Consider the following 25,152-nt stretch of genomic DNA (forward strand, 5'->3'; position numbering starts at 1 on the left):
GTGTGTGAACCTGATGACCGAGGACAACGTCCTGCGCGTCGGCGTCGGCGGCCCCGTCGGCTCCGGCAAGACGGCACTGATCGAGGCCCTGGTGCCGGTGCTCATCGCGCGCGGCCACCGGCCCGCCGTGATCACGAACGACATCTACACCCAGGAGGACGCCCGCCAGGTCCGCCGCACCCTGGCCGGGGTGCTCGACCCCGAGCGCGTCGTGGGCGTGGAGACCGGCGCGTGCCCGCACACCGCCGTGCGCGACGACCCGACGATGAACCTGGCCGCGGGCGCCGAGATGCTGGAGCGGTTCCCCGATGTCGACACCCTGCTCTACGAGTCGGGCGGCGACAACCTCACCCTCACCTTCAGCCCGGTCCTGGTCGACCTCTTCCTCTTCGTCCTGGACACCGCCGAGGGCGAGAAGATGCCCCGCAAGCGCGGTCCGGGCATCACCGAGTCCGACATGCTCGTGATCAACAAGATCGACATCGCCCAGTACGTCCGCTGCGACATCAACGTCATGGAGTCCGACGCGCACCGCGTGCGCGAGGGGCGTCCCGTGGTCCTGACCAACTGCCTGACCGGGCAGGGCCTGGAGGACGTGGCCAACTTCATCGAGTCCTTCCGCCGGGTACCGGCATGAGCGCAGTGGCGCACCCGCCCCGCACTCCGCCCCGCGGCCTCCTGCCGCCCGCACGGCTGGAGGCCGCGCACTACGAGCCGCCGCGCGTCCCCCTGGAGGTCCTGCGGCACTCCTCGGTGCCCGACACCCTCGGTGTCGGGCGCCCCGGCAAGGTCGGCCTGCTGGAGCTGGGCTTCGAACGGGTCGGCGACCGGACCGAGCTGGTGCGGCACTACCAGAAGTCCCCGCTCCAGATCATGCGTCCGCTCTACTTCGACCCGCACCGCCCCGACCTGCCCATCACCTTCCTGATGTCCACGGGCGGCGGGGTCGTCCAGGCCGACCGGCTGCGCACCGACCTGTCCTTCGGCCCCGGCACCTCGGGACACGTGACCACCCAGGCGGCCACCAAGGTCTACCGGATGGAGCACGACTACGCCGTCCTGCAGACCTTCCTGACCGCCGGCCCGGACGCGTACGTGGAATACCTGCCGGACCCGGTCATCCCGTACGTCGACTCCCGCTTCTACCAGCGCACGGTGATCACGGCCGACCCCACGGCCACCGTGCTGGCGAGCGAGACCGTCGTGTCCGGCCGGCTCGCACACGGAGAGCGCAACGCCTACCAGGTCTTCGCCTCCGATTTCGAACTGCGCCGACCGGGCGGCGAGTTGGTGGCGCTGGACACCGTACGGCTGGAACCCGGCGGGGCCGGGGGAATCGCCGGCCGCTCCGTCGACGGCCCTGCCGTGCTGGCCGGTCATTCCGTGATGGCCTGCTTCTTCGCGGTCAGCCCGCTCGCCCCCGCCCGCGAGCTCGCCGACCTGCTCCACGAGACCCTGGCCGGCCGCGGACTCCCGTACGGGGTCAGCGTGCTGCCGCAGGAGTGCGGGGCCTGGGTGCGGGTGCTCGGCGAGCACACCGAGGCCGTGACCCTGGCGCTCGGGGCCGCCTGGGACGCGGTGCGGCGCAGGCTGATCGGCGTACCCGCCCCGGACCTGCGCAAGACCTGAACTCCCCCACCCCCACAGCCTTTTCACGACCAGAGAGAGCTCCACACATGCCCAGTGGCTACGACACGGGTAATACCGCCTGGATGATGGCGAGCACCGCCATGGTGCTGCTGATGACCCCCGGCCTCGCCTTCTTCTACGGGGGCATGGTCAAGACCAAGCACGTGCTGGTGATGCTCAAGATGAGCTTCGCCTGCCTGTCGCTGGTGACCATCCTGTGGGTCGCCGTCGGTTACTCCCTCGCCTTCGGCAAGGACTCCGGCGGCGGCATGATCGGCAATCTCGACCACGCCTTCTTCCGTGGCATCGGGATGGACTCCCTGCACGGCTCCATCCCGACCGTGATCTTCGCCTGCTTCCAGATGTCCTTCGCGATCATCACGGTGGCGCTGATCAGCGGCTCGATCGCGGGCCGCGCCACCATGAAGGGGTGGCTGGTCTTCGTCGTCGCCTGGACGATGCTGGTCTACGTGCCCACGGCGCACTGGGTGTTCGCCCCCGACGGCTGGATCAACAAGTCCCTGGGCGCGCTCGACTACGCCGGCGGTCTGCCGGTCGAGCTCAGCTCGGGGGCCTCGGGCCTCGCGGTGGCCATCGTGCTGCGCAAGCGCAAGGACTTCGAGCGGGAGACGATCCGCCCGCACAACCTGCCCCTGGTCATCATCGGTCTGGCGCTGCTGTGGTTCGGCTGGTTCGGCTTCAACGCGGGCTCCGCGCTCCAGGTCGAGGGCAGCGCCCCGACCACCTTCTTCAACACCCAACTGGCCGCCGCGGGCGCGATGATCGGCTGGCCGATCATCGAGAAGTGGCGGCTGGGCCACGTGGAGATGCTGGGCGTGGCCTCGGCCGCGGTCGCCGGCATGGTCGCCATCACCCCGGCCTGCGGCGAGGTCTCCCCGCTCGGCGCGCTGATCATCGGCTTCACCGCCGGCGTGGTCTGCTGCTTCGCCATCAACATGAAGTTCAAGATCGGCGTCGACGACACGCTCGACGTGGTCGGCGTGCACGGCTGGGGCGGCATCGTCGGCGTGCTCTCCATCGGCTTCTTCGCGACGGCCGCGATGAGCGGCAAGAAGGGCCTCTTCTACGGGGGCGGCCTCGACCAGCTCTGGCGTCAGGCCGTCGGCGTCCTGGCCGTCGGCTCCTTCGCCTTCGCCATGACCTGGCTCATCGCCAAGGTGATCGACAAGGCCGTCGGCTTCCGCGCCTCCGAGGAGTACGAGAACGTACCCGGCCGCGAGGAGGAGGTCGCCTACGACAACGAGACCCTGGACGAGATCCGCGACCGGATCGGCGGAGCCGCGACCGCGCCCCGCGAGCCCGCCGCCGTGGGCGCCGCCAAGGACGGGGCGGAGCAGCAGGACGCCGCGCTGCTCGCCGAAATCGTATCCGTGCTGGACCGACGGGAGCGTGACAAGTGACCGCGCACACGATTGCCGCCGCCGTATCGGCGGTCTCCGCCGCACCCGCGGTCGCCGACTCCGGCAACGCCTCCTGGCTGATGATGGCCACGGCCCTGGTGCTGCTGATGGCTCCCGGAGTGGCCTTCTTCTACGGCGGCATGGTCCGCACCGGCCAGATCGTCGCCATGCTGAAGATGATCTTCTTCTGCATGGTGATCGTCACCGTGCTCTGGTTCGCCATCGGCTACTCCCTGGCCTTCGGCCCCGATGCCGGCGGGCTCGGTGTCATCGGCACGCTCGACCACGCCTTCCTGCGCGGCATCGATGCCCAATCACTGACCGGCTCGGTTCCCACGGTCACCTTCGTGGTCTTCCACCTGTCCTTCGCGGTCGTCACCGTGGCCCTGATCGCCGGCTCCATCGCGGGCCGCGCGAAGATGGGGGGCTGGATCGCCTTCGTCATCGCCTGGACCCTGCTGGTCTACATCCCCATGGCCCACTGGGTGTTCGACCCGGCCGGCTGGGTCGCCAAGCAGCTCGGCGCCGTCGACTTCTCCGGCGGCACCGTCGTGGAGATCGGATCGGGGGCCGCCGGACTCGCCCTGGCCATCGTCGCGGGCAAGCGGGCGGACTTCGACCGCCAGGGCATCCGGCCGCACAACCTGCCGCTCGTGGTCATCGGGCTGTCGCTCATGTGGTTCGGCTGGTTCGGCTTCAACACCGGTTCCTCCCTGGGGACCCCGGGCGGCGCGGCGATGGCCTTCCTCAACAGCCAGCTCGCGGCGGGTGCGGCGATGGCCGGCTGGGCGGTGACCAGTTGGTGGCGCACCCGGCAGGTCGGCCTGCTCGACATGTGCATGGGCGCCGTCACGGGCCTGGTCGCCATGACCCCGCTGGCCGGCGGGGTGAGCCCGGTATGGGCCACCGTCATCGGCTTCCTCGCCGGGCTGAGCTGCGCGTTCGCGATCAGCTGGAAGTACCGGCTGGGCGTCGACGACACCCTGGACGTCGTCGGCATCCACGGCTGGGGCGGCATCGTCGGCATGGTCATGGCCGGCCTCTGCGCGACCGGGACCCTGACGGGCCACAAGGGCCTCTTCTACGGCGGCTCCTGGGACCTGCTGAGCAAGCAGCTCACCGCCACGGTGGTGCTCGGCCTGTTCTCCTTCGTGATGACCGCACTGATCGGCAAGGCCATCGAGGTCACCATCGGGCTGCGCCAGCCCGGCGGAATGGTGGAGCAGGAACAGGCCTACGCCGACGTCCTCTCCGACAGCCTCGAGCAGCTGACGACCGGCGATTCCCGTGCCAAGGGGGCCGAAGTGGAGCCGGAGAGCGCCTCCGCCCTGGTCGCCCGGCTGCGCGAGGTCCTGCTCACCGCCCCGCAGGGCGGCAGCGACCGGCAGGGCGGCGACGACCGCGGCTGAGCAGCGCCGCACGGGGTGATCCGGCCCGGCCGCGACATGCGGCCGGGCCGGATCACCCCGCCCGCCTGACCAGGTCTCCCGCATCCAGGGGCCGCCGCCACACGATGCGGCGGCGTACGGCGTCCAGGTCGGCCCGCAGCGGACCGGGCGGCACGGCCAGCACCGGACAGGGGGCGTGCGCCAGGCAGTACCGGGACACCGAGGGCCGCAGGGCGCGCAGCAGCGGGGCGCGCGGTCCCGTACCCACCACCAGCAGGTCGCCCGGGTCCCGGGCCGCGTCCACCAGGGCCGCGCCCGGGGTGCCCCGTACCGCCAGCCCGGCCAGGGTCACGCCCGCCGGGGCACCACCGAAGGCGGTGTCGAGGACCTCCCGCAACCGCTCGACCGCCGCGTCCCTCGAGGCGGTGAGCAGCGCGGTGCCGCCCCCGCCGCGCTCGGCGCCCAGCCCGCCGAGCGGCGGCTGCCAGGCCAGTACGACCCACAGTTCCGCCTCCCGGGCCCGGGCTTCGGCGTGCGCCGCGTGCAATGCCGTCATGCTGCCCAGGGATCCGTACGCCCCCACCACCACTCGTCCCCGCAACGTGGTCGTCCTCCCCGTCCGCTGCCGCTCCGTCGCCTCAAGGGAACGACGGCGACGGGGCGTTCGTCCCTCCCCCGGCGAACTCCTGACAGAGCCCTGACGTGGAACGCGGAAGCCCTGACGGGTTCCTGACGCGGGGGGCGCGGCGCACGTACGGTCAGCCGGTGAAGCCGAGGCCGCCCAACGCCTTCTCGACACGGGCGCGGTGCTGCTCCTCCCAGTCGTCCAGGGACTGCCCGGCCTCCTTGGCCAGCCTGTCCAGGGCGGCGCTCAGGATCTCCTCCTGCCGGGCGGCCGGGGTGACCACGATGCCCTCCTCGTCGGCGACCACGACGTCACCGGGGTGCACGGTCACGCCGCCGACCCGGACCGGGCCGCCGAGCGAGCCGAGCTTCTTCTTGGCTCCCGGGATGGGGACGACTCCGCGGGCGAAGACGGGGAAGCCCGCTTCGCGCACCTCCCCGAGGTCGCGCAGCAGCCCGTCCAGCACGAACGCGGCGATGCCGCGCCGCTGGGCGACCGCGCACACGTTGCCGCCGGCGAGCGCGTGGTCCAGGTCGCCCGATTCCACGACGATGACCGAGCCGGGCTCGGCGCGGTAGATGGCCGCGTGCAGCATCAGGTTGTCCCCGGGCTCGCACCGCACCGTGTACGCGGGTCCCGCGACGCGCGGGGCGTCCCACAGCGGGCGGATGCCGATGTCCATGACCTGCTCGCGGCCCAGGAGGTCGGCGAGGGTGGTGGGCGGGACGCCCGTGAAGCCGTACGGCATGTCAGTCCCCTTCTCAGTTCCGGTCGTCCCGGACCCGCCGGGCACCGAGATCGTAGAGCACGGATCACGGTGCGTGGTGCGCCGCGTAGCCGGTGGCGGCGATCGCCGCGATGACGGCGGCCGGCTCGACGGGCCGGTCGGTGTCGACGACGGTGCGGCCGGCGCGGACGCTCGTCGCGCTGGCGACGACCCCCGCCAACTCCTCCACCCCGTCGTCGATCAGCAGCCCGCAACCGGTGCAGTGCATGCCGGTCACGGTGAACTCCATGCGCTCCTTCACGAGGTGCCCTCCCGGCTCTCGAAGGTGATCCGGCCGCCGTACATGCCCATCCCGCAGCTGTACTCGAGCGTCCCGGGCTTCCTGGTACCCAGGTCGATTCCGGTGGTCCCGGTCGTGGGGAGGATCTCCTGGACGCCGAGGTCGGGGATGACGAAGGCGCGGACGCAGCCGCCCGTCCCCTGCGTGGCGACGACCAGGGTGGTGGGAACGCCGGCCTTCGCGGTGACGGCGGCCGGTGCGTACGCGTTCGTACGGGCCCGGATGGTCACGGTCTGCGTGCCGTCCCGGTTGAGCACCACCGTCCGGGCCGCCTCGGGGGCGGCGACAGCCGCCGGGGCTCCGGTGGGCCACCAGCCGCCGAGCCGCAGCCCGCTGCCGAGGGTCCACACCGCGACGAGCAGCACCACGGCGGCGGTCGCCACGGTCAGCCGCCCCTGCCACAGCCGGGCGGCGGAGCGCAGGAAGAAGCCGAGGGCGGCGAAGAGCGGTCCGGTCCCGAGGACGAAGCCGGCCATGACGGCCGCTCCCGCGAGGGGACCCGCCGAGGTGACGGCGAGGAGCTCGACGCTCAGGGTCACCCCGCAGGGGATCAGCACGGTCAGGAAGCCGAGGACGGCCGGGGTGGTGACGGCCGTGGAGCGGGCCGACCGGCGGACCTTGCGGCCCCAGGAGGCGGGCGTGCGCGGCACGAAGCGGCGTACCCAGCGCACTGCGAACATGTCGAGGGCGAACAGGACCATCAGCACGCCCGCGCACAGCATCAGCACGGCCCGGGTGCGCGGACCGGGCTGGACCGCGGCTCCGATCAGGCCGAGGGCGGCGCCGAGGAGAGTGTGGGAGAGGAGCTTGGCGCCCAGGAAGGCCCCGACGGGGGCGAAGAGGCCGCTGCGCTGCCACCTCTGCGCGGACCCCTCGGTGGACCGGCGGCCGACGGCCCCGGCGAGCAGGCCTCCCTGGACGGCGGCGCAGGACGCACCGCCGGCGAACAGACCGGTGGAGACACCGGTGACGAACAACGCGGTGGATGAAGCCATGGGGAACGGACTCCCTGTACGTCGCGGTGGATCAGGACACGGCGAAGCACCCCGGCCGTCCGGCGAGCGGGCGGGTACGGGTGCGGGACCGGTCAGGTCCGGCTGACGCAGAGGGAGTCGAGGTCCGGTGCTCCCGGGCGGGAGCGTTCGGGGGGCGGCAGGGGCCGCGGGTGGCCGTCGGACACGGGCCGCGCCCCCCATATGGCGCAGCCGGCGAGATCTCCGGCCGGACCGGCCTGCGCGGTGGGCGCGTACGCCGACGCCAGCGGGCAGTCCTGCCCGGAGGCCGAGCAGTCTCCGTCGGTGCCCGCGCCCGCGCCGCTCTCCGGGGCCGTGGCCATCGCGGGCATCCCGGCGGCCACCGGCGCCTCGCCCATCCCCGCCGTCGCGGCCATGCCGGGCATCCCTGCCCCGGCCGACCCGGCCGTCGCGGGCGCCCCGTTCGGCGGCGGCCCGGCCATCCGCGTGCCCGCCGCACCCCCCGCGGACGCGGGGTGCGTGAACAGCCCGCCGCAGACGAGCAGCAGCACCGCCACGACGCCCGCGGCGAGGGCCGAGGCGCGGTGACGGGCGTGGATGGGCTGCATGTCCGTGATGCTACGACAGCCCCCGGTCCGCCCCCCGAACCGGGGCCGAGCAGTCCTGCCCGAGACCCTCCGCGCCTCCCGCTCCGCCGTTACTGTGTCGCCATGGAGATCTCCACCACCGCACCGGTGAAGTCCACCGGTGTCCACGGCGACCGGGCCTGAGGCCCCCGCCGTGGACGCGCCCCGCCACGGCGCCTGGCTTCGCACCGGAATCAGCCGGAACGGCGGCCCGCTCCGGGAAACGGAGCACGTCGTGTGGCTCCAGACCGACACCCTGTACGCGGACAGCCGCGGGTTCGCCGGAACCACCTCGTACGACGGCCGGCAGATCACCTTCCACCACCACGTCGGCGCCCCCGGCCACGACGTCGGAGTCCTGCGCCCCGACGGCATCCGCCTGATCGAAACGGGCAGCAACCTCGACGGCAGCACCTTCCTGGAGGTGTGGTCCCCGCTGCCGTACGCCCAGGGCCCCGCCGGCTGCTGGTTCGCCGCGGGCACCCAGACCGTGCGCGTCGGCAGCCACGTCGTGCACGTCGACGCCGCCGGGCACGGCACGCACCACGTCCTCCTGCGCACCGACCCGGTCCCGTCCGGACCGCGGGCGGCGACGGATCAGCCGGATCAGGCGGATCAGGCGGATCAGGCGGATCGGACCGAGCAGCCGGATCAGACCCGTCAGCCGGACTGACCCGCCCCGGTGCTCCCGGCTCCGGCCGTACGGGCCTGCCCGCGGCCGAGCAGTTCCGCCAGCCCGCGCCGGGTGGCGGCCATGACCACGCGGTCCTCCGGCCGCAGGACGTAGCCGGGGCGCAGGTCCCACACCAGGGCGGGCCGCCTGGCCGTGTCGTAGCCCGGTTCCGTGGCGAGGCCGGGGCGGCGGTTCGCCGGGGCGGCGGTGTCCAGGGCGACGACCCGCCACGCACCGGCCCGGAACGATTCCGCGACGGTGCGGCCCTCGAGCTGGGGATGGCCGGCCACCTCCAGCACCGCGAACACCAGCACCCTGCGCTCCACCGGGATCGCGCCGAGCACCTGGCGGCCCATCATCGCCCCGGCGAACGCGGGCGCGGCCAGGTGGGAGACGCTGCGGCTCCGGGTGAGGGCCGCCGGGTGGGCCTCGCGCAGGGTGCGGTAGACGGCGGTGGCGAACTCGTTGTCGTACAGCCGCATCACCACCCGTACGTCGGGTCTCACCGAGCGGGCGTAGAGCGCGGCCTCCAGATTGGTGGTGTCCGAGCTGGTCACCGCCAGCAGGGCGGCGGCACGGTGGATCCGGGCGGCTTCCAGGACCCCTTCGTCGGTGACGTCTCCGATCACGACGGGCACGTGCAGGCGGCGCGCGAGGGCGATCCCGCGGGCCCCGGGTTCGGACTCCACGCACACCACGGGGATCCCCAGCTCCCGCAGCCGCGCGAGCACCCGGGCGCCGACCTTGCCGAGGCCGAGCAGCACGACGTGGCCGGAGAGTCCGCGCGGCGGCCTGCGCAGGGCCGTGGCGGTACGGAAGGCGCCCAGTGCCTCGAGCGCCGCCGCGACCAGGACGGGCAGCAGGAGCAGCCCGACGAAGCCGGCCAGGATCTGCAGGAGTTGCCGCTCGGTGGGCTGGTCGAGCGCGGGGTCGTTGATCGCGAAGACGTCGAGCAGGGTCAGGTAGACGGCGTGCAGCGGGGTGTCCCCCGTGACCAGGGAGGAGGCTACGGCCAGGGCGCCGACGGCGGCCGTGATCCCGGCCAGCGACCAGCGGAGCCTGCGGGAGAACAGCGAACCCACCGGCAGGGACACCTGGTTCAGCCGCCGCCCCTCCTGTGCGGCCGTGGCGTGGGCGACCGCCTCCAGTGCGACGATCCCGCGGCCGGTCGCGGCCGCCACGGACCGGGCGTCCGGGAGGAGTTGCGGGCCCCGGTCGCCGCCGAGCTCCGATCCGTCGGCGCCGGCCGGGTCCACGGCGGTGGCGGAGAGCAGGGCGAGCGTGCACAGGCCCGGGTCGGCGACCTCGCCGGGGCCCGGAGGCGTGCGTTCCACCGCGCGCAGGAGCAGCCCGTCGGCCTGGATCACCTTGCTGGTGCCGGCGACCGCCGAGGCGACGAGGGCGGGGGCGGCCGTATCGGCGTCGGAGAGCACGGTCGTGGCGGTGTCGAGCCCCCGCCGGTCGATGCCGGGTTCCGCGACGAGCGCCGCCTGGTCCAGCAACTCCTCGAGGTGCTGGCCGAGTTTGCGGTTGTAGAGCCGGATGACGAGTCGCAGCCTGGGGTTCAGCCGGCGGGCCACCAGGGCGGCCCGTACGTTCGTCTCGTCGTCCTCGTAGACGAGCGCCAGCGCGGCCGCCCCGGCCACTCCGGCGGCGGCCAGCGCCTCCTCGTCGGGGGCGGGAGCCTCCAGCACCCGCAGTTCCGGTACGGGAGCCTCCCCCACGGGGGCCCGGTCCCCGGCGGCCGTACGGATCCGCGCGGCCGGGAACCGACCCAGCAGCGCGCGCCCGGCCCCGACCCGGGCCCGGGTCCGGCTCTGTCCGGGACCCGCTCCGGGCCGTACCTCGCGGACGGCGGGCACGACCAGCGTCACCCGCTCCTCGTACACGTCGCGGAGCTCCGCCGCCAGCCGGTGGGCGAGCCCGTCGTCCCCGCAGACGACCATCAGGTCTGCGGATTCGGTCTGTTGGTGAGGATGCGCGGAAGGAGAGGACACCGCCCCAGCATGCCGTGCCGGCCGGTCCGGTCCGGCGGCGGCTGCCCGTGCGTCAGTGGATGACGCTGAAGCTGCGCCAGGGCAGGGCCTGGGGGGCCGTGACGTTCGACAGGGTCGTGGCCACATAGGTACCGTCGCGGCGGTCGAGCTTGCGGCAGTCTTCCGTCTGGTACAGGACGACGTCCACGAGGGTGTTGTTCTCCACGTGGGTCGCCCCCTTGGGCAGGCCGATCTTCTGGCAGCCCTTGACCGAGGTGTTGATGTAGCTCACCTCGAGCGGCGAGTCGTGGCCCCGGAATTCGAGCATCCCGACGGTGCTCCGGCCCAGGCCCGAGCAGGCGGTGGCCGTCAGCAGCAGCGCTGCCGTTCCCGCGATGATGCTGATACGCCTGCTGTGGGACATGGCGCGGTCCTCGTCTGTGCGGTGATGGCGGTCCTACGCACAGACTGCCCCGGCACGGCGCGCGCGGCCCCCGCTGCTCCGCCGTCCGGGTGAACGCGGCCCCGTGGCGACGCACCGGAGGCCCGGACCCCCGCGGGCCCCGCCGGGGGCCGGGCCGGCCGCCGTTCGTGGCGGGCCGGCCCGGACGCCGGGATCAGACGAGGTCGAACCGGTCCAGGTTCATCACCTTGTCCCAGGCGGCGACGAAGTCCTTGACGAACTTCTCCTTCGCGTCGTCGCTCGCGTAGACCTCCGCGAGCGCGCGCAGCTCGGAGTTCGACCCGAAGACCAGGTCGACCCGGCTGCCGGTCCACTTGACCTTGCCCGTGGCGTCGTCACGGGCCTCGAAGGTGTTCGCGTCCGCGGAGGTCGGCTTCCAGGTCGTCCCCAGGTCGAGCAGGTTGACGAAGAAGTCGTTGGTGAGGGACCCGGGGGTGTTCGTGAGGACACCGAGCGGCGACTGCTGGTGGTTCGCCCCGAGCACCCGCAGGCCGCCCACGAGGACGGTCGCCTCGGGGGCGCTGAGGTTCAGCAGGTTCGCCTTGTCGAGCAGCAGGTACTCGGCCGGCAGGCGGTTGCCCTTGCCGAGGTAGTTGCGGAACCCGTCGGCCACCGGCTCCAGCGCGGCGAACGACTCCACGTCGGTCTGCTCCTGCGAGGCGTCCACGCGTCCGGGCGCGAACGGCACCCGGATCTCGACGCCGGCGTCCTTGGCGGCCTGCTCGACGCCCGCGCCGCCCGCGAGGACGATCAGGTCGGCCAGCGAGACCTCCTTGCCCCCGGTCTGCGCCGAGTTGAAGGACTCCCGGATCCCCTCCAGGGTGCGCAGGACGGTTGCCAGCTCGTCGGGGTTGTTCACCTCCCACCCGCTCTGCGGCTGGAGGCGGATGCGGGCGCCGTTGGCGCCGCCGCGCTTGTCGCTGCCGCGGAAGGACGAGGCCGCGGCCCAGGCGGTGGAGACGAGCTGGGACACCGTCAGTTCCGAGGCCAGGACCTTGGCCTTGAGGGCGGCCACGTCCGCGTCGTCGACGAGGGAGTGGGTCACCGCGGGGAGCGGGTCCTGCCACAGCAGAACCTCGGAGGGGACCTCGGGTCCGAGGTAGCGCACGACCGGACCCATGTCGCGGTGGGTCAGCTTGTACCAGGCCCGCGCGAAGGCGTCCGCGAACTCGGCCGGGTTCTCGTGGAAGCGCCGCGAGATCTGCTCGTAGGCCGGGTCGATGCGCAGCGACAGGTCGGTCGTGAGCATCGTCGGGGCGTGGGTCTTCGACGGGTCGTGCGCGTCGGGAACGGTGCCCGCCCCGGCGCCGGCCTTCGGCCGCCACTGGTGGGCGCCGGCGGGGCTCTTGAACAGCTCCCACTCGTAGCCGAAGAGGATGTCGAAGAAGGTGTTGTCCCAGGCGATCGGGGTGTTCGTCCAGATCCCCTCGAGACCGCTGGTGATGGCGTCGCCGCCCTTGCCGCTGCCGTAGGAGTTGGCCCAGCCCAGGCCCTGCGCCTCGATCGGGGCGGCCTCGGGGTCGTCGCCGACGCTCTCCGCCGGGCCCGCGCCGTGGGTCTTGCCGAAGGTGTGGCCGCCCGCGATCAGGGCGACGGTCTCCTCGTCGTTCATCGCCATGCGGCGGAACGTCTCGCGGATGTCGCGCGCCGCGGCGAGCGGGTCCGGGGTGCCGTTCGGGCCCTCCGGGTTGACGTAGATGAGGCCCATCTGGACGGCGCCGAGGGGATTCTCCAGCTCGCGGTCGCCGGTGTAGCGCTCGTCGTCGAGCCAGGTGGTCTCGGGACCCCAGTAGACGTCCTCGTCCGGCTCCCAGACGTCGGCGCGGCCGCCGCCGAAGCCGAAGGTCTCGAAGCCCATCGACTCCAGGGCCACGTTGCCCGTGAGGATCATGAGGTCGGCCCAGGAGAGGCTCTGGCCGTACTTCTTCTTGACCGGCCACAGCAGGCGGCGGGCCTTGTCGAGGTTGCCGTTGTCCGGCCAGCTGTTGAGGGGGGCGAAGCGCTGCTGGCCGGCTCCGGCGCCGCCGCGGCCGTCACTGATGCGGTAGGTGCCGGCACTGTGCCACGCCATGCGGATCATGAAGGGGCCGTAGTGGCCGAAGTCGGCGGGCCACCAGTCCTGCGAGGTGGTCAGCACCTCCGCGATGTCCCGCTTGACCGCCGGAAGGTCGAGCGTGTTGAACGCCGCGGCGTAGTCGAAGTCCTCGCCGAGGGGGTTGGCCACGGCGGGGTTCTTGGCGAGGATCTTCAGGTTGAGCCGATCCGGCCACCACTGGCGGTTTCCGCCGCCCTGGGTCGGGTGCGGGGCCCGCTCGTGTGCGACGGGGCAGCCACCGCCGCCCTCGGCCTTCGCATCCGTGACAATTGCATCGTGGTTCTCAGACATGGGAATCCTTCCGGACCGGACCAGGCGGTCACGGTGATCAGGAACTGCATGCGATGGAACATTTTTGGGGCACGGGACCTGGCAGCGGGCCCCGGTTTCACGGTCGTCCTGACGCCGGGGCGGTCACCGTCACGGACGGTCTCCGGTCCGGTCTCGCGCTGCGCCGGACCGTTCCTGTCCCTTGGCTATCAACACAACCGATCCTACGATGGACGCAATCCAAGTCAAGAACGACACCAAGCCCACATCCTGTCGGATCCCGGACGTCCGCGGGTAGATTCCCGGTTACCCCGCCGAACCTGCCCCCGCCGAACCTGAAAGTGGTGAGCCGGTATGAGTGACCTGCTGGAGCGGCTGCGCGAGCGCGGCTGGCGGATGACCTCCCAGCGGCGCGTGGTCGCGGAGGTGCTCGACGGCGACCACGTACACCTCACCGCCGACGAGGTGCACGCCCGCGCGGTGGAGCGGTTGCCGGAGATCTCCCGGGCCACCGTCTACAACGCCCTGGGCGAGCTGGTCTCCCTCGGCGAGGTCCTGGAGGTCACCACCGACGGCCGCGCCAAACGGTACGACCCCAACGCGCACCACCCGCACCAGCACCTGGTGTGTTCCGGCTGCGGAACGATCCGCGACGTCCACCCCACCGGCGACCCGCTGGCCGGCCTCCCGGCCGAGCAGCGGTTCGGCTTCACGGTGTCCGGGGTCGAGGTCACCTACCGGGGACTCTGTTCCTCCTGCGCATGAGCCGGGCCGGGGCCGCCGCGCGGAGCGGCGCCCCCGGCCCGCGAATACGCCCGCACGGGTGCGCGCGCACGGTACGCGAAGTGGACGCCGGTCCGGCCGGACGTCAGCCCGGCCGGACGTCTGTGGCGGGCTGCGCCACCTTGAACAGCGCCCCGGCGATCACCGCGGCCTCCTCGTCGGTGAGGTGCGCGGAGAAGTGCTTCCGGATGCTGCGCATGTAGACCGGGGCCGTCGCCCGATGGGCCTCGGCCCCCTCCGGTGTGATGACGGCCCACGAGGCACGTTTGTCGTGGGGGTCGGGCAGCTTGGCCACGAGCCCGGCGCGCACCATCTCGTCGATCAGGCGGCTGACCCGGGTGCGGCTGAGGACCACCCGGTTGGCCACTTCCTGCATCCGTAGCCCGTGCTCGCCCGCCGCCTTGAGTTCGAGCAGTACGTCGTACCACGTCAAGGGGATCCGGCCGTCGCGCTGCACGTCGCTCTCGATGGCGCGCACCGCGGTGTTGTGCGCGAGGAGCAGCGCCCGCCACGCCTCGAGTCGATCGTCGTGTCCGTTCACGCCGCGATCCTACCCCCATTGCGTGCGCCCGCACGCACTTGTTAAGGTGCGTGCGTACGCACTTATTGATCCCTGATTTTCGGAGGCTGGCTACATGGCGGTTCGGAACCTCTCCCGCGACGAGGTCAAGCAGAAGCTCGACGGCGGCCGGGCCGCGGTCGTCGAGGCCCTGCCGGAGCAGTACTACAAGGAGGCGCACCTGCCTGGGGCGCTGCTCCTCCCCGTCGACGACGTCGACGGGCTGGCCCCCGCCCTGCTGCCCGACAAGGACGCCGAGGTCATCGTCTACTGCACCGGTACGACCTGCTCCAACTCGGGGATCGCGGCCCGGCGGCTCGCGGAGCTCGGCTACTCGAGGGTCTTCACGTACGAGGACGGCAAGGAGGACTGGGTCGCCGGCGGCCTCCCGACCGAGTCCGGCGTCTGAGCGGCGCCCGGGAAGACGTCACCGTGGCTCAGCTCTCACACGGCACGCGGCTCGAACCGGAAGTCCGGCTCGGCGCGCCCGAACCGGAGGCCGGCCCGCGGCCGCGGCAGAGGACCGGCCGGGCCCGGCCGGTCACCGCCCTGCCCCTGGACACGGGCTGGCGCCTGCCGCCGTAGCGGCGGAACTCCTCGCGCACGCCGCCCGGTTGCCGGCCTGGGGCCCAACCTGTGGTGCCGGGCCCGCCTGCTGGCGGCCCGGCACCGGAGCGGTCGTCAGACGCGGTCGGCCGCGATCAGCAGGTACTGGAAGGAGCCGTCCTTGTAGGACTCGATGAACGCCTCCTCGATACCGGTGACCAGCGAGGACGTGGCCCGCAGCTCCCAGTAGGGCAGGGTCGCCGGGGTCAGGTCGATGACGGCCTGCGGCACGAGGCGGTTGTCGGCCATGGCCCGCAGGTACTCCCGGCGGGAGTGGATGTTGCACTCGAAGTGCGCGTTGATCTGGGAGACCCACTTCGAGGGCTGGCCGTACCGCGGGTTCCAGCAGCCGGTGATGGTCACGTACCGGCCGCCGACCTGCAGGACCCGGGAGTGCTCGGCGAAGAGGTCCTCCAGGTCGACGTACATGCTGGACTCGTTGTTCCAGGACGCCGCGGCCTGTCCGGTCTCGAAGGGCGTGCCGAGCATGTTGCAGACGCGGGCCCTGACATGGTCGTCGATGCCGAGTTCGCGTGCGCGCTGGTTGGCGAAGTCGGCCTGCTTGGCGGACAGGGTGACGCCCTCGACCGTGCAGCCGAAGCGCTGGTGGGCCATCACCATCGAGCCGCCGCGGCCGCAGCCGGCATCCACGAGGGTGTCCTCGCGGCCGATGGGGCCGAGGTGGTCCAGGAGCAGTTCGGCCTGCGCCGACTCCAGTCGGTGGAGCTCGGCGACCAGCCTCTTCTCGTACGCGCTGTCGCCGGTGTCGCCCAGGGCGGCGTGGTCGACGTCGCCGATGCCGTAGTGGTGGTGGTAGAGGCCGTCCACGTCGCCGAGGCGCAGGTTCACGGGCCTGGCCTCGTTGTTCCAGTAGCGGGCGATGTCCCCCTGGTAGGGGGTGGCCGGACCGGGAATGATCACGGAGGCGGGGGTGGTGCCGTGGGTGCCGGTGGTCAGGTCAATGCTGGTCACGAATGAAGTCCGTCCTTACCAGAAGTCGGGCAGGCTGTAGCGATAGGTATTGGTCTGGTGCCAGTAGTGGTTGCCGTCGACCCAGACGGCGACTCCCCGCAGGAAGCGCAGCACGCTCGGGACGGGGCAGGCCGCGGCCAGTGCGGCGGCCTCCGCCTCGAAGGCGTGCATGAGGTCGTTGTGGACCTCGACCGCCTTCAGGTAACCCTCTTGGTCGGAGATCCCCTCCCGGTCGGCGATGACCACGGGAAGGTTCATGTGCCGCCCGGAGGCGGCGAGTTCCTTGGTGTACGAGTACAGGTCGTTGACGATGGTGGTGGCGTTCCCGGCGAGTGCGATGACCCGCTGCATGGCGGCCTGGGCGTGCAGATCGGCCGGGAGCTCGTACCCCCCGACCGTGTCGGTGATGGTCGGGCAGGGGCGGAAGTTGTTGAACTGCCGCATGGCCAGGTACTCCCACACCTCGGGGACGTACTCCGTCTGGCTCCAGGCCGCCTCGGCGAGGTACCCCAGGTGCAGCCGGGCCATGTCGTGCCGGTAGCGGTCCGCCTGCGAGGGGCTGGCCTGCGCGAGGAAGTACTCCATGGCGGAGCTGTAGGCGCGCCGGGGCGCGTCCGACTGGAGCGACGCCGCCCACGCCGGCTCGTACTCCTTCGTCGTGTGGAGGGGGTCGATGGCGGTGTGCGCCATCAGGAGGCGTCCGCCGAGGCCGATGGGCGAGCCGCCGTGGTCCTCGCAGTAGCAGTCGTCCACCGCGTTCTCGGCGACCATCAGCCGGGTGGCGACCATCAGGTGCTCGACGGTGGGGGCGTCCGGGTGGCAGGCCACCATGTAGCGCCCGACCTGGAATCCGTCGAACTGCTTCTCCCAGTCTTCGGGGAACAGGTCGACCTCGTCCACCGCCCATGCCTTGATCCGCCGGCTGACCTCCTCCACCCGCACCGGGTCGGGCTCGGGCACGGGGTGGTGGTAGAGCCCCGGGACCGGGTTTCCGGCCGCCGGAGCCCCGGACTCGGGAGCCCCGGGCTCCTGAGCCGCCGCGGGCACGGGGTGCGCTTCCCGGCGGGCCGGGTGCAGGCCCACCGTGCCCAGGCCGCTGGGTCCGCTCAGGAGCCGTCGCAGGGCGGGGCTCGGGGCGGGCGGGGCGGCTGTGGTCTGCGGGGCGGGTGGGGCAGCCGATGGCGACGGGAAGGGCAGACCGGGCCCCGCCGGCAGGCCCGGCAGGCCACCGGACGCGTGGACCTGGGCGCTGCCGAGGACGTGGGCCCCGAACCGGGCCGCGGCGCCGGGCAGGCCCGACTGCAGAGGGGAAGGCCCGGGCTCGGGCATCCGTGACTCCTTGGTGAGGTGGGTGGGCCATCCCGGATCCCGGGCATGCCCGGCCGGCCCGGGAGGGTCCGGGCTGTCGTCGGACGGGGCCGCCGGGCCGGTCAATCGCTCCGGCGGGCGATCTGCACGTTCTCCAGGACACCGAGCGCGTCGGGCACCAGGATCGCGGCGGAGTAGTAGGTGGTGACCAGGTAGGAGATGATCGACTTCTCGTCGATGCCCATGAAGCGGACCGACAGGCCCGGCTCGTACTCCTCCGGCAGGCCGGTCTGGCGCAGCCCGATGACGCCCTGGTTGTCCTCGCCGGTGCGCATGGCGAGGATCGAACTGGTGTTCTCCTTGGTGATGGGGATCTTGTTGCAGGGCAGGATCGGGACCCCGCGCCAGGCCGGGACCTGCTGTCCGCCCACGTCCACGTGGTCCGGGTAGAGCCCGCGGGCGTTCATCTCGCGGCCGATCGCCGCGATCGTGCGGGGGTGGGCGAGGAAGAGCTTGGTGCCGCGGCGGCGGCAGAGCAGCTCGTCCATGTCGTCCGGGGTGGGTGGGCCGGAGTGGGTCTGGATCCGCTGCTTGAAGGCGGCGTTGTGGAGCAGCCCGAACTCCCGGTTGTTCACCAGCTCGTGCTCCTGGCGCTCACGCAACGCCTCGATGGTCAGCCTGAGTTGCTCCTCGGTCTGGTTCATCGGCCCGTTGTAGAGATCGGCGACCCTGGTGTGGACCCGCAGGACGGTCTGGGCAATGGAGAGTTCGTACTCGCGCGGCTTGGATTCGTAGTCGACGAAGGTGCCGGGCAGTTCGGCCTCGCCGGTGTGGCCGGCCGACATCGCGATCTCGGCCTCGCCGTGCTTGTTCTGCCGTTGCAGGGGCAGCGAACTGAACCGCTCGATGTGCTCCTGGAGGTGCGGGGCCCCGGCCAGGATGCCGGCGAAGTCGGCGCGGGAGAGCGTGAGCAGGGTGCCGGGGGTATCGGCGGTCGCGGTGTAGTCCCACCGGGCGTCCGAGTCCAGCAGGGCGTTCTCGCCGAAGCGGTCGCCGTCGGCGAGTACCGCGACGGAGATCTCGTCGCCGTACTTGCCCGCGGAGGTCTGGCTGATCCGGCCGTGGGCGATCAGGTGGATCTGCTCGGCGGGAGCCCCCCGCTCGACCAGCACCTCACCTGCACGGAAATCGCGCTGGACGCAGCGGCCCGCGATCGCCACCAGCACTTCCTCGTCGTCGAAGCCGCGCAGCAGGGCCAGTTCGCCGAGCTCGCGCGGGATGACCTGGACGCGGGCACCGTCCTGGACGAACTCGATGCTCCCGTCACCGACGGTGTAGCTCAGCCGGCGGTTCACCCGGTAGGCGCCGCCCTTGGTCTCCACCCAGGGGAGCATCCTCAGCAGCCAGCGGGAGGTGATCTCCTGCATCTGCGGGGCGGACTTGGTCGTGGTGGCAAGGTTGCGGGCGGCCGACGTGCCCAGGCTGGACTGCTTGGGCGGATCCAGCTGTGCTTCCGGGCTGGTGTCAACAGTCATCGGTCGAGCTCTCCTTCATCAGCGGGGAAAGGAAGGCGAACGTCTGGGCGTCCGTCCAGATCCCGGGGAACCGTAACGGCGGAGATCCCCGCCCCACTGTGAAAAATCGTTGCCGTTGCTTCGTTCCGGTGATCCTGTCCAGCCCGAGGTTTGTTTGGCGGACCGGCGATATTCAGCCGGGTCCGCGCAGCCCCGAAAGCGGGGCAGTGTGCCACGGACCGGCCGGGCGGTCACGTCACGTGATTCCGGGGCGTGCCCCCGGGATCCGCGGGATGGCGCAATGAGTGCAACGGACAGGGCGGACCCGCCGCCCCGCACCCCGAACAAGGAGGACAGCCATGGCTGCCCTGATTCCCCTGCGCAAGTCGCTCCTCATCGCCGTCTCCGCCGTGGCCGCGCTCCTCGGCACCGGATCGGCCTACGCCGCATCGGGCTCCGCCCACCTGGCCAACGATCCCTCCGGAGCGAAAGTGCAGCGCAGCAGTCCTGTGAAGAGCGCGCTGGGCGGCCAGGACACCTCCAGCGCGTATTACTACTACTACGTACAGGGACGCTAGCCGTGCTGACGACCCGCGTGCCGCCCGGCCCCCGAGGGGCCGGGCGGCACGGCAACAGGCGTGCGTTCGAGCGGGACCGCCTCGGCTTCCTGCTCGACCAGCAGCAGTACGGCGACCTGGTGCGCGTCGACGACGACCTGTACCTCGTGAACTCGCCCGTCCTCGCGGAGCAGGTGCTCAAGCACACCAACACCACCTACACCATCGCCCGGGACCTGCTGGGCGAGGAGACCGACGGAAGCCGCGCCTCCGAAGACCTGGCCCTGTGGATGCGGGCCCGTGCCGTCGCCGGACGCGGCCTGAACCGGACCGCCTCGCGGGCCGCCGGGGACCGCCTCGCGGCCACCGTCACCCGTCACGCGGACACCTGGCGCGCACGCGGCAGGATCGAGGCGATCCCCGCCCTCGAGGACCTCACCGCCCACCTGATCGCGGAGTTCTGCCTCGGGCCCGAGACGGGCAGGGTCCCCGACCTCCTGGCCCGTCTGCAGGACGCGCTGCTGCCTCCCGCCCTGCCCCTGCCCGCCCGCTGGCACGCGCCGCGCCGGCGCCGGCTGCGCCGCGCCTCCCGCGACCTCGCCCAAGAGGTCTCGGCCCTGATGCTCCGGCGCCGCACCACGCGGCGTGAGGACTCCCCGCCCGCGGTCGCGGACCTCCTCGACACCGCCTGTGAGGAAGGCGCCCTCACCCGCGAGGGTGCGACCAGCGTGATCGTCGCCAACCTGTTCGCGGCCCACGAGACCACCGCGGCCGCGCTCTCCTGGCTGCTGCTCCTCCTCGACCGGCATCCCCACCTGCGCCACCGGGTCCGGATCGAGGCCGACCGGGAACTCGCCGGGCGGCTCCCCACCGCGGCGGACGTGCCCCGGCTGACCGTCGCCGGGGCCGTCGTGAAGGAGACCCTCCGGCTCTATCCCCCGCTCTGGCTCGTCCAGCGGACCGTGGAGGAGCCCACCGAACTCGCCGGCTACCCGCTCCGCCGCGGCCGGCGGATCGGTGTCAGCCCCTTCGTCCTCCACCGCGACCCGCAGCACTACGACCGGCCCGCCGCCTTCGACCCGGACCGCTGGATCGAGCGCCCCGACACCCCCCTGCCCAAGTACGCGTTCATGCCCTTCGGCGGTGGACCGCGCAACTGCCTCGGTACGCACTTCGCCACCACGGCCATGACCATCGCCGCCGCGACCCTCGCCCGCGACTACCGGATCAGCCAGTCACCCGGCACCACGGCGGCCTTCGACACCCGCACCATCCTCCAGCCGCACGGCCTCACCCTCGATGTCGCCGCCCGCACCCGAGCCTCCGGCCCCCGGTGAGCGACACATCCCGGTCCATCCGGGAAACCTGCGGGCCGGCGACTGGTTTCGCGTACGAATGCGCGCCCCGCACCGTCGCCGGCCTTCGTGGAATCGACCGAGATGTGCTTGACCGATCAATCTCCGGCACGTAACTTCGACCGCACCAACTCGAGAGCCACTGGAAGGAGGCGAAGCCGGATGTCGACCATCTCCGTACCGCTTCGCCTCGCACACCAGACCGCCTGGGCTCCGGGTCGGCTCGCACACGGCTGCTGAACGGCCCTCATTCCCGGCGTGCCCGCTCGTGGCCCCGGACGTTTTCCACCACTCCGTCACCACTTACGGCGCCTCCTCGCGTGCCGATTCGCCGCGCTCCGGGTTGTCGAGCCGCGGCCACTGAACGAGAAAGCTCCTGCCATGGCAACAAGGACAGTCCGATCGACCGCGCTTCGAAACGGGGACGTTCCGTGGTAGCGGCGCGGATCACGGTCAACGGGAAAGAAACACCGATCGCTCCGGCCGCGGCCCACACCACGGTGCTGGACTTCCTCCGCGACCGCGGCCTCACCGGCACCAAGGAGGGCTGCGCAGAAGGCGAATGCGGAGCCTGTTCGGTGCTCGTGGCCCGGCCGGGGGTGAACAAGCCCACCGACTGGGTGGCGGTCAACGCCTGCCTGGTCCCGGCCTTGGCGCTCGACGGCCAGGAGGTCGTCACCTCCGAAGGCCTCGCCACCGTCGACGCGGCCGGAGCACCCACCGCGCTGCACCCCGTGCAAGAGGAGATGGCCGTCCGCGGTGGCTCCCAATGCGGTTACTGCACACCGGGGTTCATCTGCAGCATGGCCTCCGAGTACTACCGGCCCGACCGCTGCGCACACGCGGACCCGGCCGGCGACACCGACTCCGAGCACGGCCCGAACGGTTTCGACCTGCACGCGCTGAGCGGAAACCTGTGCCGCTGCACCGGCTACCGTCCCATCCGCGATGCCGCGTTCGCCGTCGGTTCACCCACCGAGGACGACGTCCTGGCGCAGCGCCGCGAGCAGTCCCCGCCCGAAGCCGCGGCCACCCGATACACGCGGGACGGAGCCGAGTTCCTGCGGCCCGGTACCCTCGCGGAGACGGTACGGCTGCTGCGCGATCGGCCCGGGGCGGTGGTGGTCGCCGGCAGCACCGACTGGGGCGTGGAGGTGAACATCCGCTCCCGACGGGCCGATTGCGTGGTCGCGGTCGACCGGCTGCCCGAACTGCGCGAGCTGCGCGTCGAATCCGGTCACATCGAGATCGGGGCGGCGCAGACGCTCACCGAGATCGAACGCCGGCTCGACGGCGGCGTCCCGCTCCTCGCGGAGCTGTTCCCGCAGTTCGCGTCCCGGCTCATCCGCAACAGTGCGACCCTCGGCGGCAACTTGGGTACCGGCTCCCCCATCGGCGACAGCCCGCCGGTACTGCTCGCGCTGGAGGCCTCGCTGCTGCTGGCCGGCGCCGAGGGCGAGCGCGAGGTACCGCTGGCCGACTACTTCACCGGTTACCGGCAGAGCGTGCGCCGTCCCGGCGAGCTGATCCGCGCGGTGCGCATCCCGCTGCCGCTGTCGCCGGTCACGGCTTTCCACAAGATCGCCAAGCGGCGCTTCGACGACATCTCCAGCGTCGCGGTCGCCTTCGCCCTCGACATCGAGGACGGGACCGTCCGCAAGGCGCGGATCGGCCTGGGCGGCGTGGCCGCCACCCCGATCCGCGCGCTCGCCACCGAAGCGGCCCTGGAGGGCAGGGCCTGGACGGCACAGACCGTCGAGGCCGCCGCCCGGATCCTGCGGGCCGAGGGCACCCCGATGGACGATCATCGCGCCAGCGCCCTCTACCGCTCCGCGATGCTCGGTCAGAGCCTGCTCAAGCTGTACGCGCAAACCACCGAGGCGGCGAAGTCATGAGCCAGTTGTCCCAGCGTCCCGAAAAGCCCGTCGTCGGGGTTTCGATGCCGCACGAGAGCGCGAACCTACACGTCACCGGTGCGGCGCTCTACACCGACGACCTGGTCCACCGCACCAAGGACGTCCTGCACGCCTACCCGGTCCAGGTCATGAAGGCCCACGGCAGGATCACGGCGCTGCGCACCGGGGCGGCGCTCGCCGTGCCCGGTGTGGTCCGCGTACTGACCGGGGCCGACGTGCCCGGCGTCAACGACGCCGGAATGAAGCACGACGAACCCCTCTTCCCCGACTCGGTCATGTTCCACGGCCACGCGGTCGCCTGGGTCCTGGGCGAGAGCCTGGAGGCGGCCCGGCTCGGTGCGGCGGCCGTCGAGGTGGATCTCGACGAGGAACCCTCCGTGATCACCCTGCGGGAGGCGATCGAGACCGAGAGCTTCCACGGCGCCCGGCCCCTGATGCTGACCGGTGACCCGGACGCCGGCTTCGAGGACTCCGCGCACGTGTTCACGGGCGAGTTCCAGTTCTCCGACCAGGAACACTTCTATCTGGAAACGCACGCGGCGCTCGCCCTCCTCGACGAGAACGGGCAGATGTTCGTCCAGAGCAGCACCCAGCACCCCTCGGAGACCCAGGAGATCGTCGCCCACGTACTCGGCCTGCACAGCCACGAAGTGACCGTGCAGTGCCTGCGGATGGGCGGCGGCTTCGGCGGCAAGGAGATGCAGCCGCACGGGTTCGCGGCCGTCGCCGCGCTCGGCGCCAAGCTCACCGGCCGGCCGGTCCGGGTACGGCTCAACCGGACCCAGGACCTGACCATGTCCGGCAAGCGCCACGGGTTCCACGCCACGTGGAAGATCGGCTTCGACGCCGAGGGCCGCATCCAGGCCCTGGACGCCACCTTGACCGCCGACGGCGGCTGGAGCCTGGACCTGTCCGAGCCCGTGGTGGCCCGCGCGCTGTGCCACATCGACAACACCTACTGGATTCCCAACGCCCGCATCGCCGGCCGCATCGCCAAGACCAACAAGGTCTCCAACACGGCCTTCCGCGGTTTCGGCGGACCCCAGGGGATGCTGGTGATCGAGGACATCATGGGGCGGTGCGCGCCGCTGCTCGGCCTGGATCCGATGGAGCTGCGCGAGCGCAACTTCTACCGGCAGGGCCAGTCGACCCCGTACGGGCAGCCCGTGCCCCACCCCGAGCGGATCTCCGTCACCTGGCAGCAGGTCCGCCGGGACGCCGCCCTGGCCGAGCGGAAGCGCGAGATCGCGGCCTTCAACGCCGCGCACCCGAACACCAAGCGGGCGCTCGCGATGACCGGGATCAAGTTCGGCATCTCCTTCAACCTCACCGCCTTCAACCAGGCCGGTGCGCTGGTGCTGGTCTACAAGGACGGCTCCGTCCTGATCAACCACGGCGGCACCGAGATGGGGCAGGGCCTGCACACCAAGATGCTGCAGGTGGCCGCCACCACGCTGGGCATCCCGCTGCACAAGGTGCGGCTGGCGCCGACGCGTACCGACAAGGTCCCCAACACCTCGGCGACCGCCGCCAGTGCGGGGGCCGACCTCAACGGCGCGGCGGTGAAGAACGCCTGCGAGCAGATCCGCGAGCGGCTGCTCCGGGTGGCCGGCACGCAGCTGGGTACGAACGCCTCGGACGTGCGCATCGTCGAGGGCGTCGTGCGCGCCCTGGGCGTCGACAAGGAGCTGGCCTGGGACGACCTGGTCCGCACCGCGTACTTCCAGCGGGTCCAGCTCTCGGCGGCCGGTTTCTACCGGACCGAGGGCCTGCACTGGGACGCGAAGGCGTTCCACGGCTCGCCGTTCAAGTACTTCTCCTACGGGGCGGCCGCGACCGAGGTGGAAGTGGACGGCTTCACGGGCGCGTACCGGATCCGGCGGGTGGACATCGTCCACGATGTCGGCGACAGCCTCTCCCCCATGATCGACATCGGTCAGGTCGAGGGCGGTTTCGTCCAGGGCGCGGGCTGGCTGACGCTGGAGGACATGCGCTGGGACTCCGGCGACGGCCCGAACCGCGGCCGCCTGCTGACCCAGGCCGCGAGCACGTACAAGCTGCCGAGCTTCTCGGAGATGCCCGAGGAGTTCAACGTCAGGCTGCTGGAGAACGCCACCGAGGAGGGGGCGGTCTACGGGTCCAAGGCGGTCGGTGAGCCCCCGCTGATGCTGGCCTTCTCCGTACGGGAGGCCCTGCGCCAGGCGGCCGCGGAGTTCGGGCCCGCCGGGATCAGCGTGGAGCTGGCCTCGCCGGCCACGCCCGAGGCGGTGTACTGGGCGATCGAAGGGGCCCGCCGGGGCGGTGCGTTCCGCGACGGGCGGACGCCCGACGACAGCCGGGTCCTCGCCGACGCAAGCGCTTCGAGCAATGTCTGA

24 protein-coding genes are annotated in these 25,152 nt (G+C 72.0%); 12 read left to right on the plus strand and 12 right to left on the minus strand.

The genetic code is table 11. From position 1 onward, the window contains the following. The first annotated feature begins 13 nt into the window (after positions 1–13). Genes ureG through ACFYM0_RS12190 form a run of 4 tightly spaced genes read left to right on the plus strand, consistent with a single transcriptional unit; the run spans position 14 to position 4,459 of the window. Complete coding sequence (gene ureG / locus ACFYM0_RS12175) at positions 14–637, plus strand: urease accessory protein UreG (protein WP_327256646.1); 624 nt, start codon at positions 14–16, stop codon at positions 635–637. Next, on the plus strand, positions 634–1,629 hold the full coding sequence (locus ACFYM0_RS12180) for an urease accessory protein UreD (RefSeq protein WP_388499779.1): 996 nt from the start codon (positions 634–636) through the stop codon (positions 1,627–1,629). The genes ureG and ACFYM0_RS12180 overlap by 4 nt, the downstream gene beginning before the upstream one ends. 47 nt (positions 1,630–1,676) lie before the next feature. Further along, on the plus strand, positions 1,677–3,050 hold the full coding sequence (locus ACFYM0_RS12185; RefSeq protein WP_388499782.1) for an ammonium transporter: 1,374 nt from the start codon (positions 1,677–1,679) through the stop codon (positions 3,048–3,050). Continuing rightward, positions 3,047–4,459, plus strand: a complete 1,413-nt coding sequence (locus ACFYM0_RS12190) for an ammonium transporter (RefSeq protein ID WP_388499784.1) — start codon at positions 3,047–3,049, stop codon at positions 4,457–4,459. Before ACFYM0_RS12185 ends, ACFYM0_RS12190 begins: the two co-directional genes overlap by 4 nt. A 52-nt stretch (positions 4,460–4,511) precedes the next feature. On the opposite strand, the gene ACFYM0_RS12195 is transcribed toward ACFYM0_RS12190, so the two are convergent. From ACFYM0_RS12195 to ACFYM0_RS12215, 5 genes are all read right to left on the minus strand, one after another. Further along, complete coding sequence (locus tag ACFYM0_RS12195) at positions 4,512–5,039, minus strand: universal stress protein (protein ID WP_388499787.1); 528 nt, start codon at positions 5,037–5,039, stop codon at positions 4,512–4,514. A gap of 157 nt (positions 5,040–5,196) precedes the next feature. After that, positions 5,197–5,811, minus strand: a complete 615-nt coding sequence (locus ACFYM0_RS12200) for an RraA family protein (protein ID WP_388499790.1) — start codon at positions 5,809–5,811, stop codon at positions 5,197–5,199. A gap of 64 nt (positions 5,812–5,875) precedes the next feature. Next, a complete protein-coding gene (locus ACFYM0_RS12205; RefSeq protein ID WP_388499793.1) occupies positions 5,876–6,091 on the minus strand; it encodes a cation transporter in 216 nt (71 codons plus the stop codon). Next, a complete protein-coding gene (locus ACFYM0_RS12210; protein ID WP_388499795.1) occupies positions 6,088–7,125 on the minus strand; it encodes a sulfite exporter TauE/SafE family protein in 1,038 nt (345 codons plus the stop codon). The genes ACFYM0_RS12205 and ACFYM0_RS12210 overlap by 4 nt, the downstream gene beginning before the upstream one ends. 92 nt (positions 7,126–7,217) lie before the next feature. After that, on the minus strand, positions 7,218–7,712 hold the full coding sequence (locus ACFYM0_RS12215) for a hypothetical protein (RefSeq protein ID WP_388499797.1): 495 nt from the start codon (positions 7,710–7,712) through the stop codon (positions 7,218–7,220). 253 nt (positions 7,713–7,965) lie between these two features. On the opposite strand from ACFYM0_RS12215, the gene ACFYM0_RS12220 reads away from it, so the two are divergent. Next, positions 7,966–8,403, plus strand: coding sequence for a hypothetical protein (locus tag ACFYM0_RS12220; RefSeq protein WP_388499799.1), 438 nt, complete (start codon positions 7,966–7,968; stop codon positions 8,401–8,403). Here the strand turns inward: ACFYM0_RS12220 and ACFYM0_RS12225 are convergent. The 3 genes from ACFYM0_RS12225 to katG form a co-directional block, all read right to left on the minus strand. Next, positions 8,391–10,349, minus strand: a complete 1,959-nt coding sequence (locus ACFYM0_RS12225) for a potassium channel family protein (RefSeq protein WP_388500216.1) — start codon at positions 10,347–10,349, stop codon at positions 8,391–8,393. The two genes, ACFYM0_RS12220 and ACFYM0_RS12225, sit on opposite strands and share 13 nt — an antisense overlap. Positions 10,350–10,452: 103 nt before the next feature. Beyond that, positions 10,453–10,803: a hypothetical protein gene (locus ACFYM0_RS12230; RefSeq protein ID WP_388499802.1), complete on the minus strand. Its 351-nt coding sequence runs from the start codon at positions 10,801–10,803 to the stop codon at positions 10,453–10,455. Positions 10,804–10,996: 193 nt separating this feature from the next. After that, on the minus strand, positions 10,997–13,228 hold the full coding sequence (gene katG / locus ACFYM0_RS12235; protein WP_388499805.1) for a catalase/peroxidase HPI: 2,232 nt from the start codon (positions 13,226–13,228) through the stop codon (positions 10,997–10,999). A gap of 333 nt (positions 13,229–13,561) precedes the next feature. On the opposite strand from katG, the gene ACFYM0_RS12240 reads away from it, so the two are divergent. Beyond that, entirely contained in the window at positions 13,562–13,972 is a 411-nt protein-coding gene (locus ACFYM0_RS12240; RefSeq protein ID WP_327256635.1) for a Fur family transcriptional regulator, read from the plus strand. A 103-nt stretch (positions 13,973–14,075) separates the two neighbouring features. On the opposite strand, the gene ACFYM0_RS12245 is transcribed toward ACFYM0_RS12240, so the two are convergent. Further along, positions 14,076–14,531, minus strand: a complete 456-nt coding sequence (locus tag ACFYM0_RS12245; protein ID WP_388499807.1) for a MarR family winged helix-turn-helix transcriptional regulator — start codon at positions 14,529–14,531, stop codon at positions 14,076–14,078. A gap of 94 nt (positions 14,532–14,625) precedes the next feature. Between ACFYM0_RS12245 and ACFYM0_RS12250 the strand changes: the two genes are divergently transcribed. Next, positions 14,626–14,958: a rhodanese-like domain-containing protein gene (locus ACFYM0_RS12250; protein WP_388499810.1), complete on the plus strand. Its 333-nt coding sequence runs from the start codon at positions 14,626–14,628 to the stop codon at positions 14,956–14,958. 23 nt (positions 14,959–14,981) lie between these two features. After that, positions 14,982–15,134, plus strand: coding sequence for a hypothetical protein (locus ACFYM0_RS12255; protein ID WP_388499812.1), 153 nt, complete (start codon positions 14,982–14,984; stop codon positions 15,132–15,134). Between the two features lie 96 nt (positions 15,135–15,230). Here the strand turns inward: ACFYM0_RS12255 and ACFYM0_RS12260 are convergent, their stop codons facing one another. From ACFYM0_RS12260 to ACFYM0_RS12270, 3 genes are all read right to left on the minus strand, one after another. Then, positions 15,231–16,127, minus strand: a complete 897-nt coding sequence (locus ACFYM0_RS12260) for a geranyl diphosphate 2-C-methyltransferase (RefSeq protein ID WP_388499814.1) — start codon at positions 16,125–16,127, stop codon at positions 15,231–15,233. 15 nt (positions 16,128–16,142) lie between these two features. After that, positions 16,143–17,456 (minus strand): family 2 encapsulin nanocompartment cargo protein terpene cyclase, encoded by a 1,314-nt coding sequence (locus tag ACFYM0_RS12265; RefSeq protein ID WP_388499816.1) that lies wholly within the window; start codon positions 17,454–17,456, stop codon positions 16,143–16,145. A gap of 101 nt (positions 17,457–17,557) precedes the next feature. Next, on the minus strand, positions 17,558–18,970 hold the full coding sequence (locus ACFYM0_RS12270) for a family 2B encapsulin nanocompartment shell protein (protein WP_388499818.1): 1,413 nt from the start codon (positions 18,968–18,970) through the stop codon (positions 17,558–17,560). A gap of 338 nt (positions 18,971–19,308) precedes the next feature. Between ACFYM0_RS12270 and ACFYM0_RS12275 the strand changes: the two genes are divergently transcribed. From ACFYM0_RS12275 to xdhB, 4 genes are all read left to right on the plus strand, one after another. Then, positions 19,309–19,527 (plus strand): hypothetical protein, encoded by a 219-nt coding sequence (locus tag ACFYM0_RS12275; protein ID WP_388499821.1) that lies wholly within the window; start codon positions 19,309–19,311, stop codon positions 19,525–19,527. Between the two features lie 2 nt (positions 19,528–19,529). After that, positions 19,530–20,843, plus strand: coding sequence for a cytochrome P450 (locus tag ACFYM0_RS12280; protein WP_388499822.1), 1,314 nt, complete (start codon positions 19,530–19,532; stop codon positions 20,841–20,843). Between the two features lie 449 nt (positions 20,844–21,292). Beyond that, the gene (locus ACFYM0_RS12285) at positions 21,293–22,756 is read left to right on the plus strand and encodes a xanthine dehydrogenase small subunit (protein WP_388499825.1); all 1,464 of its coding nucleotides are present in this window, start codon (positions 21,293–21,295) and stop codon (positions 22,754–22,756) included. Continuing rightward, a complete protein-coding gene (gene xdhB, locus ACFYM0_RS12290) occupies positions 22,753–25,152 on the plus strand; it encodes a xanthine dehydrogenase molybdopterin binding subunit (RefSeq protein ID WP_388499828.1) in 2,400 nt (799 codons plus the stop codon). The genes ACFYM0_RS12285 and xdhB overlap by 4 nt, the downstream gene beginning before the upstream one ends.

It is taken from the genome of Streptomyces sp. NPDC006487, assembly GCF_042870555.1.
Classification (GTDB): domain Bacteria; phylum Actinomycetota; class Actinomycetes; order Streptomycetales; family Streptomycetaceae; genus Streptomyces.

Coding starts and splice junctions, on each gene's coding strand:
- ureG (WP_327256646.1), top strand. CDS start 14: ATGACCGAGGACAACGTCCTGCGCGTCGGCGTCGGCGGCCCCGTCGGC.
- ACFYM0_RS12180 (WP_388499779.1), top strand. CDS start 634: ATGAGCGCAGTGGCGCACCCGCCCCGCACTCCGCCCCGCGGCCTCCTG.
- ACFYM0_RS12185 (WP_388499782.1), top strand. CDS start 1,677: ATGCCCAGTGGCTACGACACGGGTAATACCGCCTGGATGATGGCGAGC.
- ACFYM0_RS12200 (WP_388499790.1), bottom strand. CDS start 5,811: ATGCCGTACGGCTTCACGGGCGTCCCGCCCACCACCCTCGCCGACCTC.
- ACFYM0_RS12210 (WP_388499795.1), bottom strand. CDS start 7,125: ATGGCTTCATCCACCGCGTTGTTCGTCACCGGTGTCTCCACCGGTCTG.
- ACFYM0_RS12215 (WP_388499797.1), bottom strand. CDS start 7,712: ATGCAGCCCATCCACGCCCGTCACCGCGCCTCGGCCCTCGCCGCGGGC.
- ACFYM0_RS12225 (WP_388500216.1), bottom strand. CDS start 10,349: ATGGTCGTCTGCGGGGACGACGGGCTCGCCCACCGGCTGGCGGCGGAG.
- ACFYM0_RS12230 (WP_388499802.1), bottom strand. CDS start 10,803: ATGTCCCACAGCAGGCGTATCAGCATCATCGCGGGAACGGCAGCGCTG.
- katG (WP_388499805.1), bottom strand. CDS start 13,228: ATGTCTGAGAACCACGATGCAATTGTCACGGATGCGAAGGCCGAGGGC.
- ACFYM0_RS12240 (WP_327256635.1), top strand. CDS start 13,562: ATGAGTGACCTGCTGGAGCGGCTGCGCGAGCGCGGCTGGCGGATGACC.
- ACFYM0_RS12250 (WP_388499810.1), top strand. CDS start 14,626: ATGGCGGTTCGGAACCTCTCCCGCGACGAGGTCAAGCAGAAGCTCGAC.
- ACFYM0_RS12265 (WP_388499816.1), bottom strand. CDS start 17,456: ATGCCCGAGCCCGGGCCTTCCCCTCTGCAGTCGGGCCTGCCCGGCGCC.
- ACFYM0_RS12270 (WP_388499818.1), bottom strand. CDS start 18,970: ATGACTGTTGACACCAGCCCGGAAGCACAGCTGGATCCGCCCAAGCAG.
- ACFYM0_RS12275 (WP_388499821.1), top strand. CDS start 19,309: ATGGCTGCCCTGATTCCCCTGCGCAAGTCGCTCCTCATCGCCGTCTCC.
- xdhB (WP_388499828.1), top strand. CDS start 22,753: ATGAGCCAGTTGTCCCAGCGTCCCGAAAAGCCCGTCGTCGGGGTTTCG.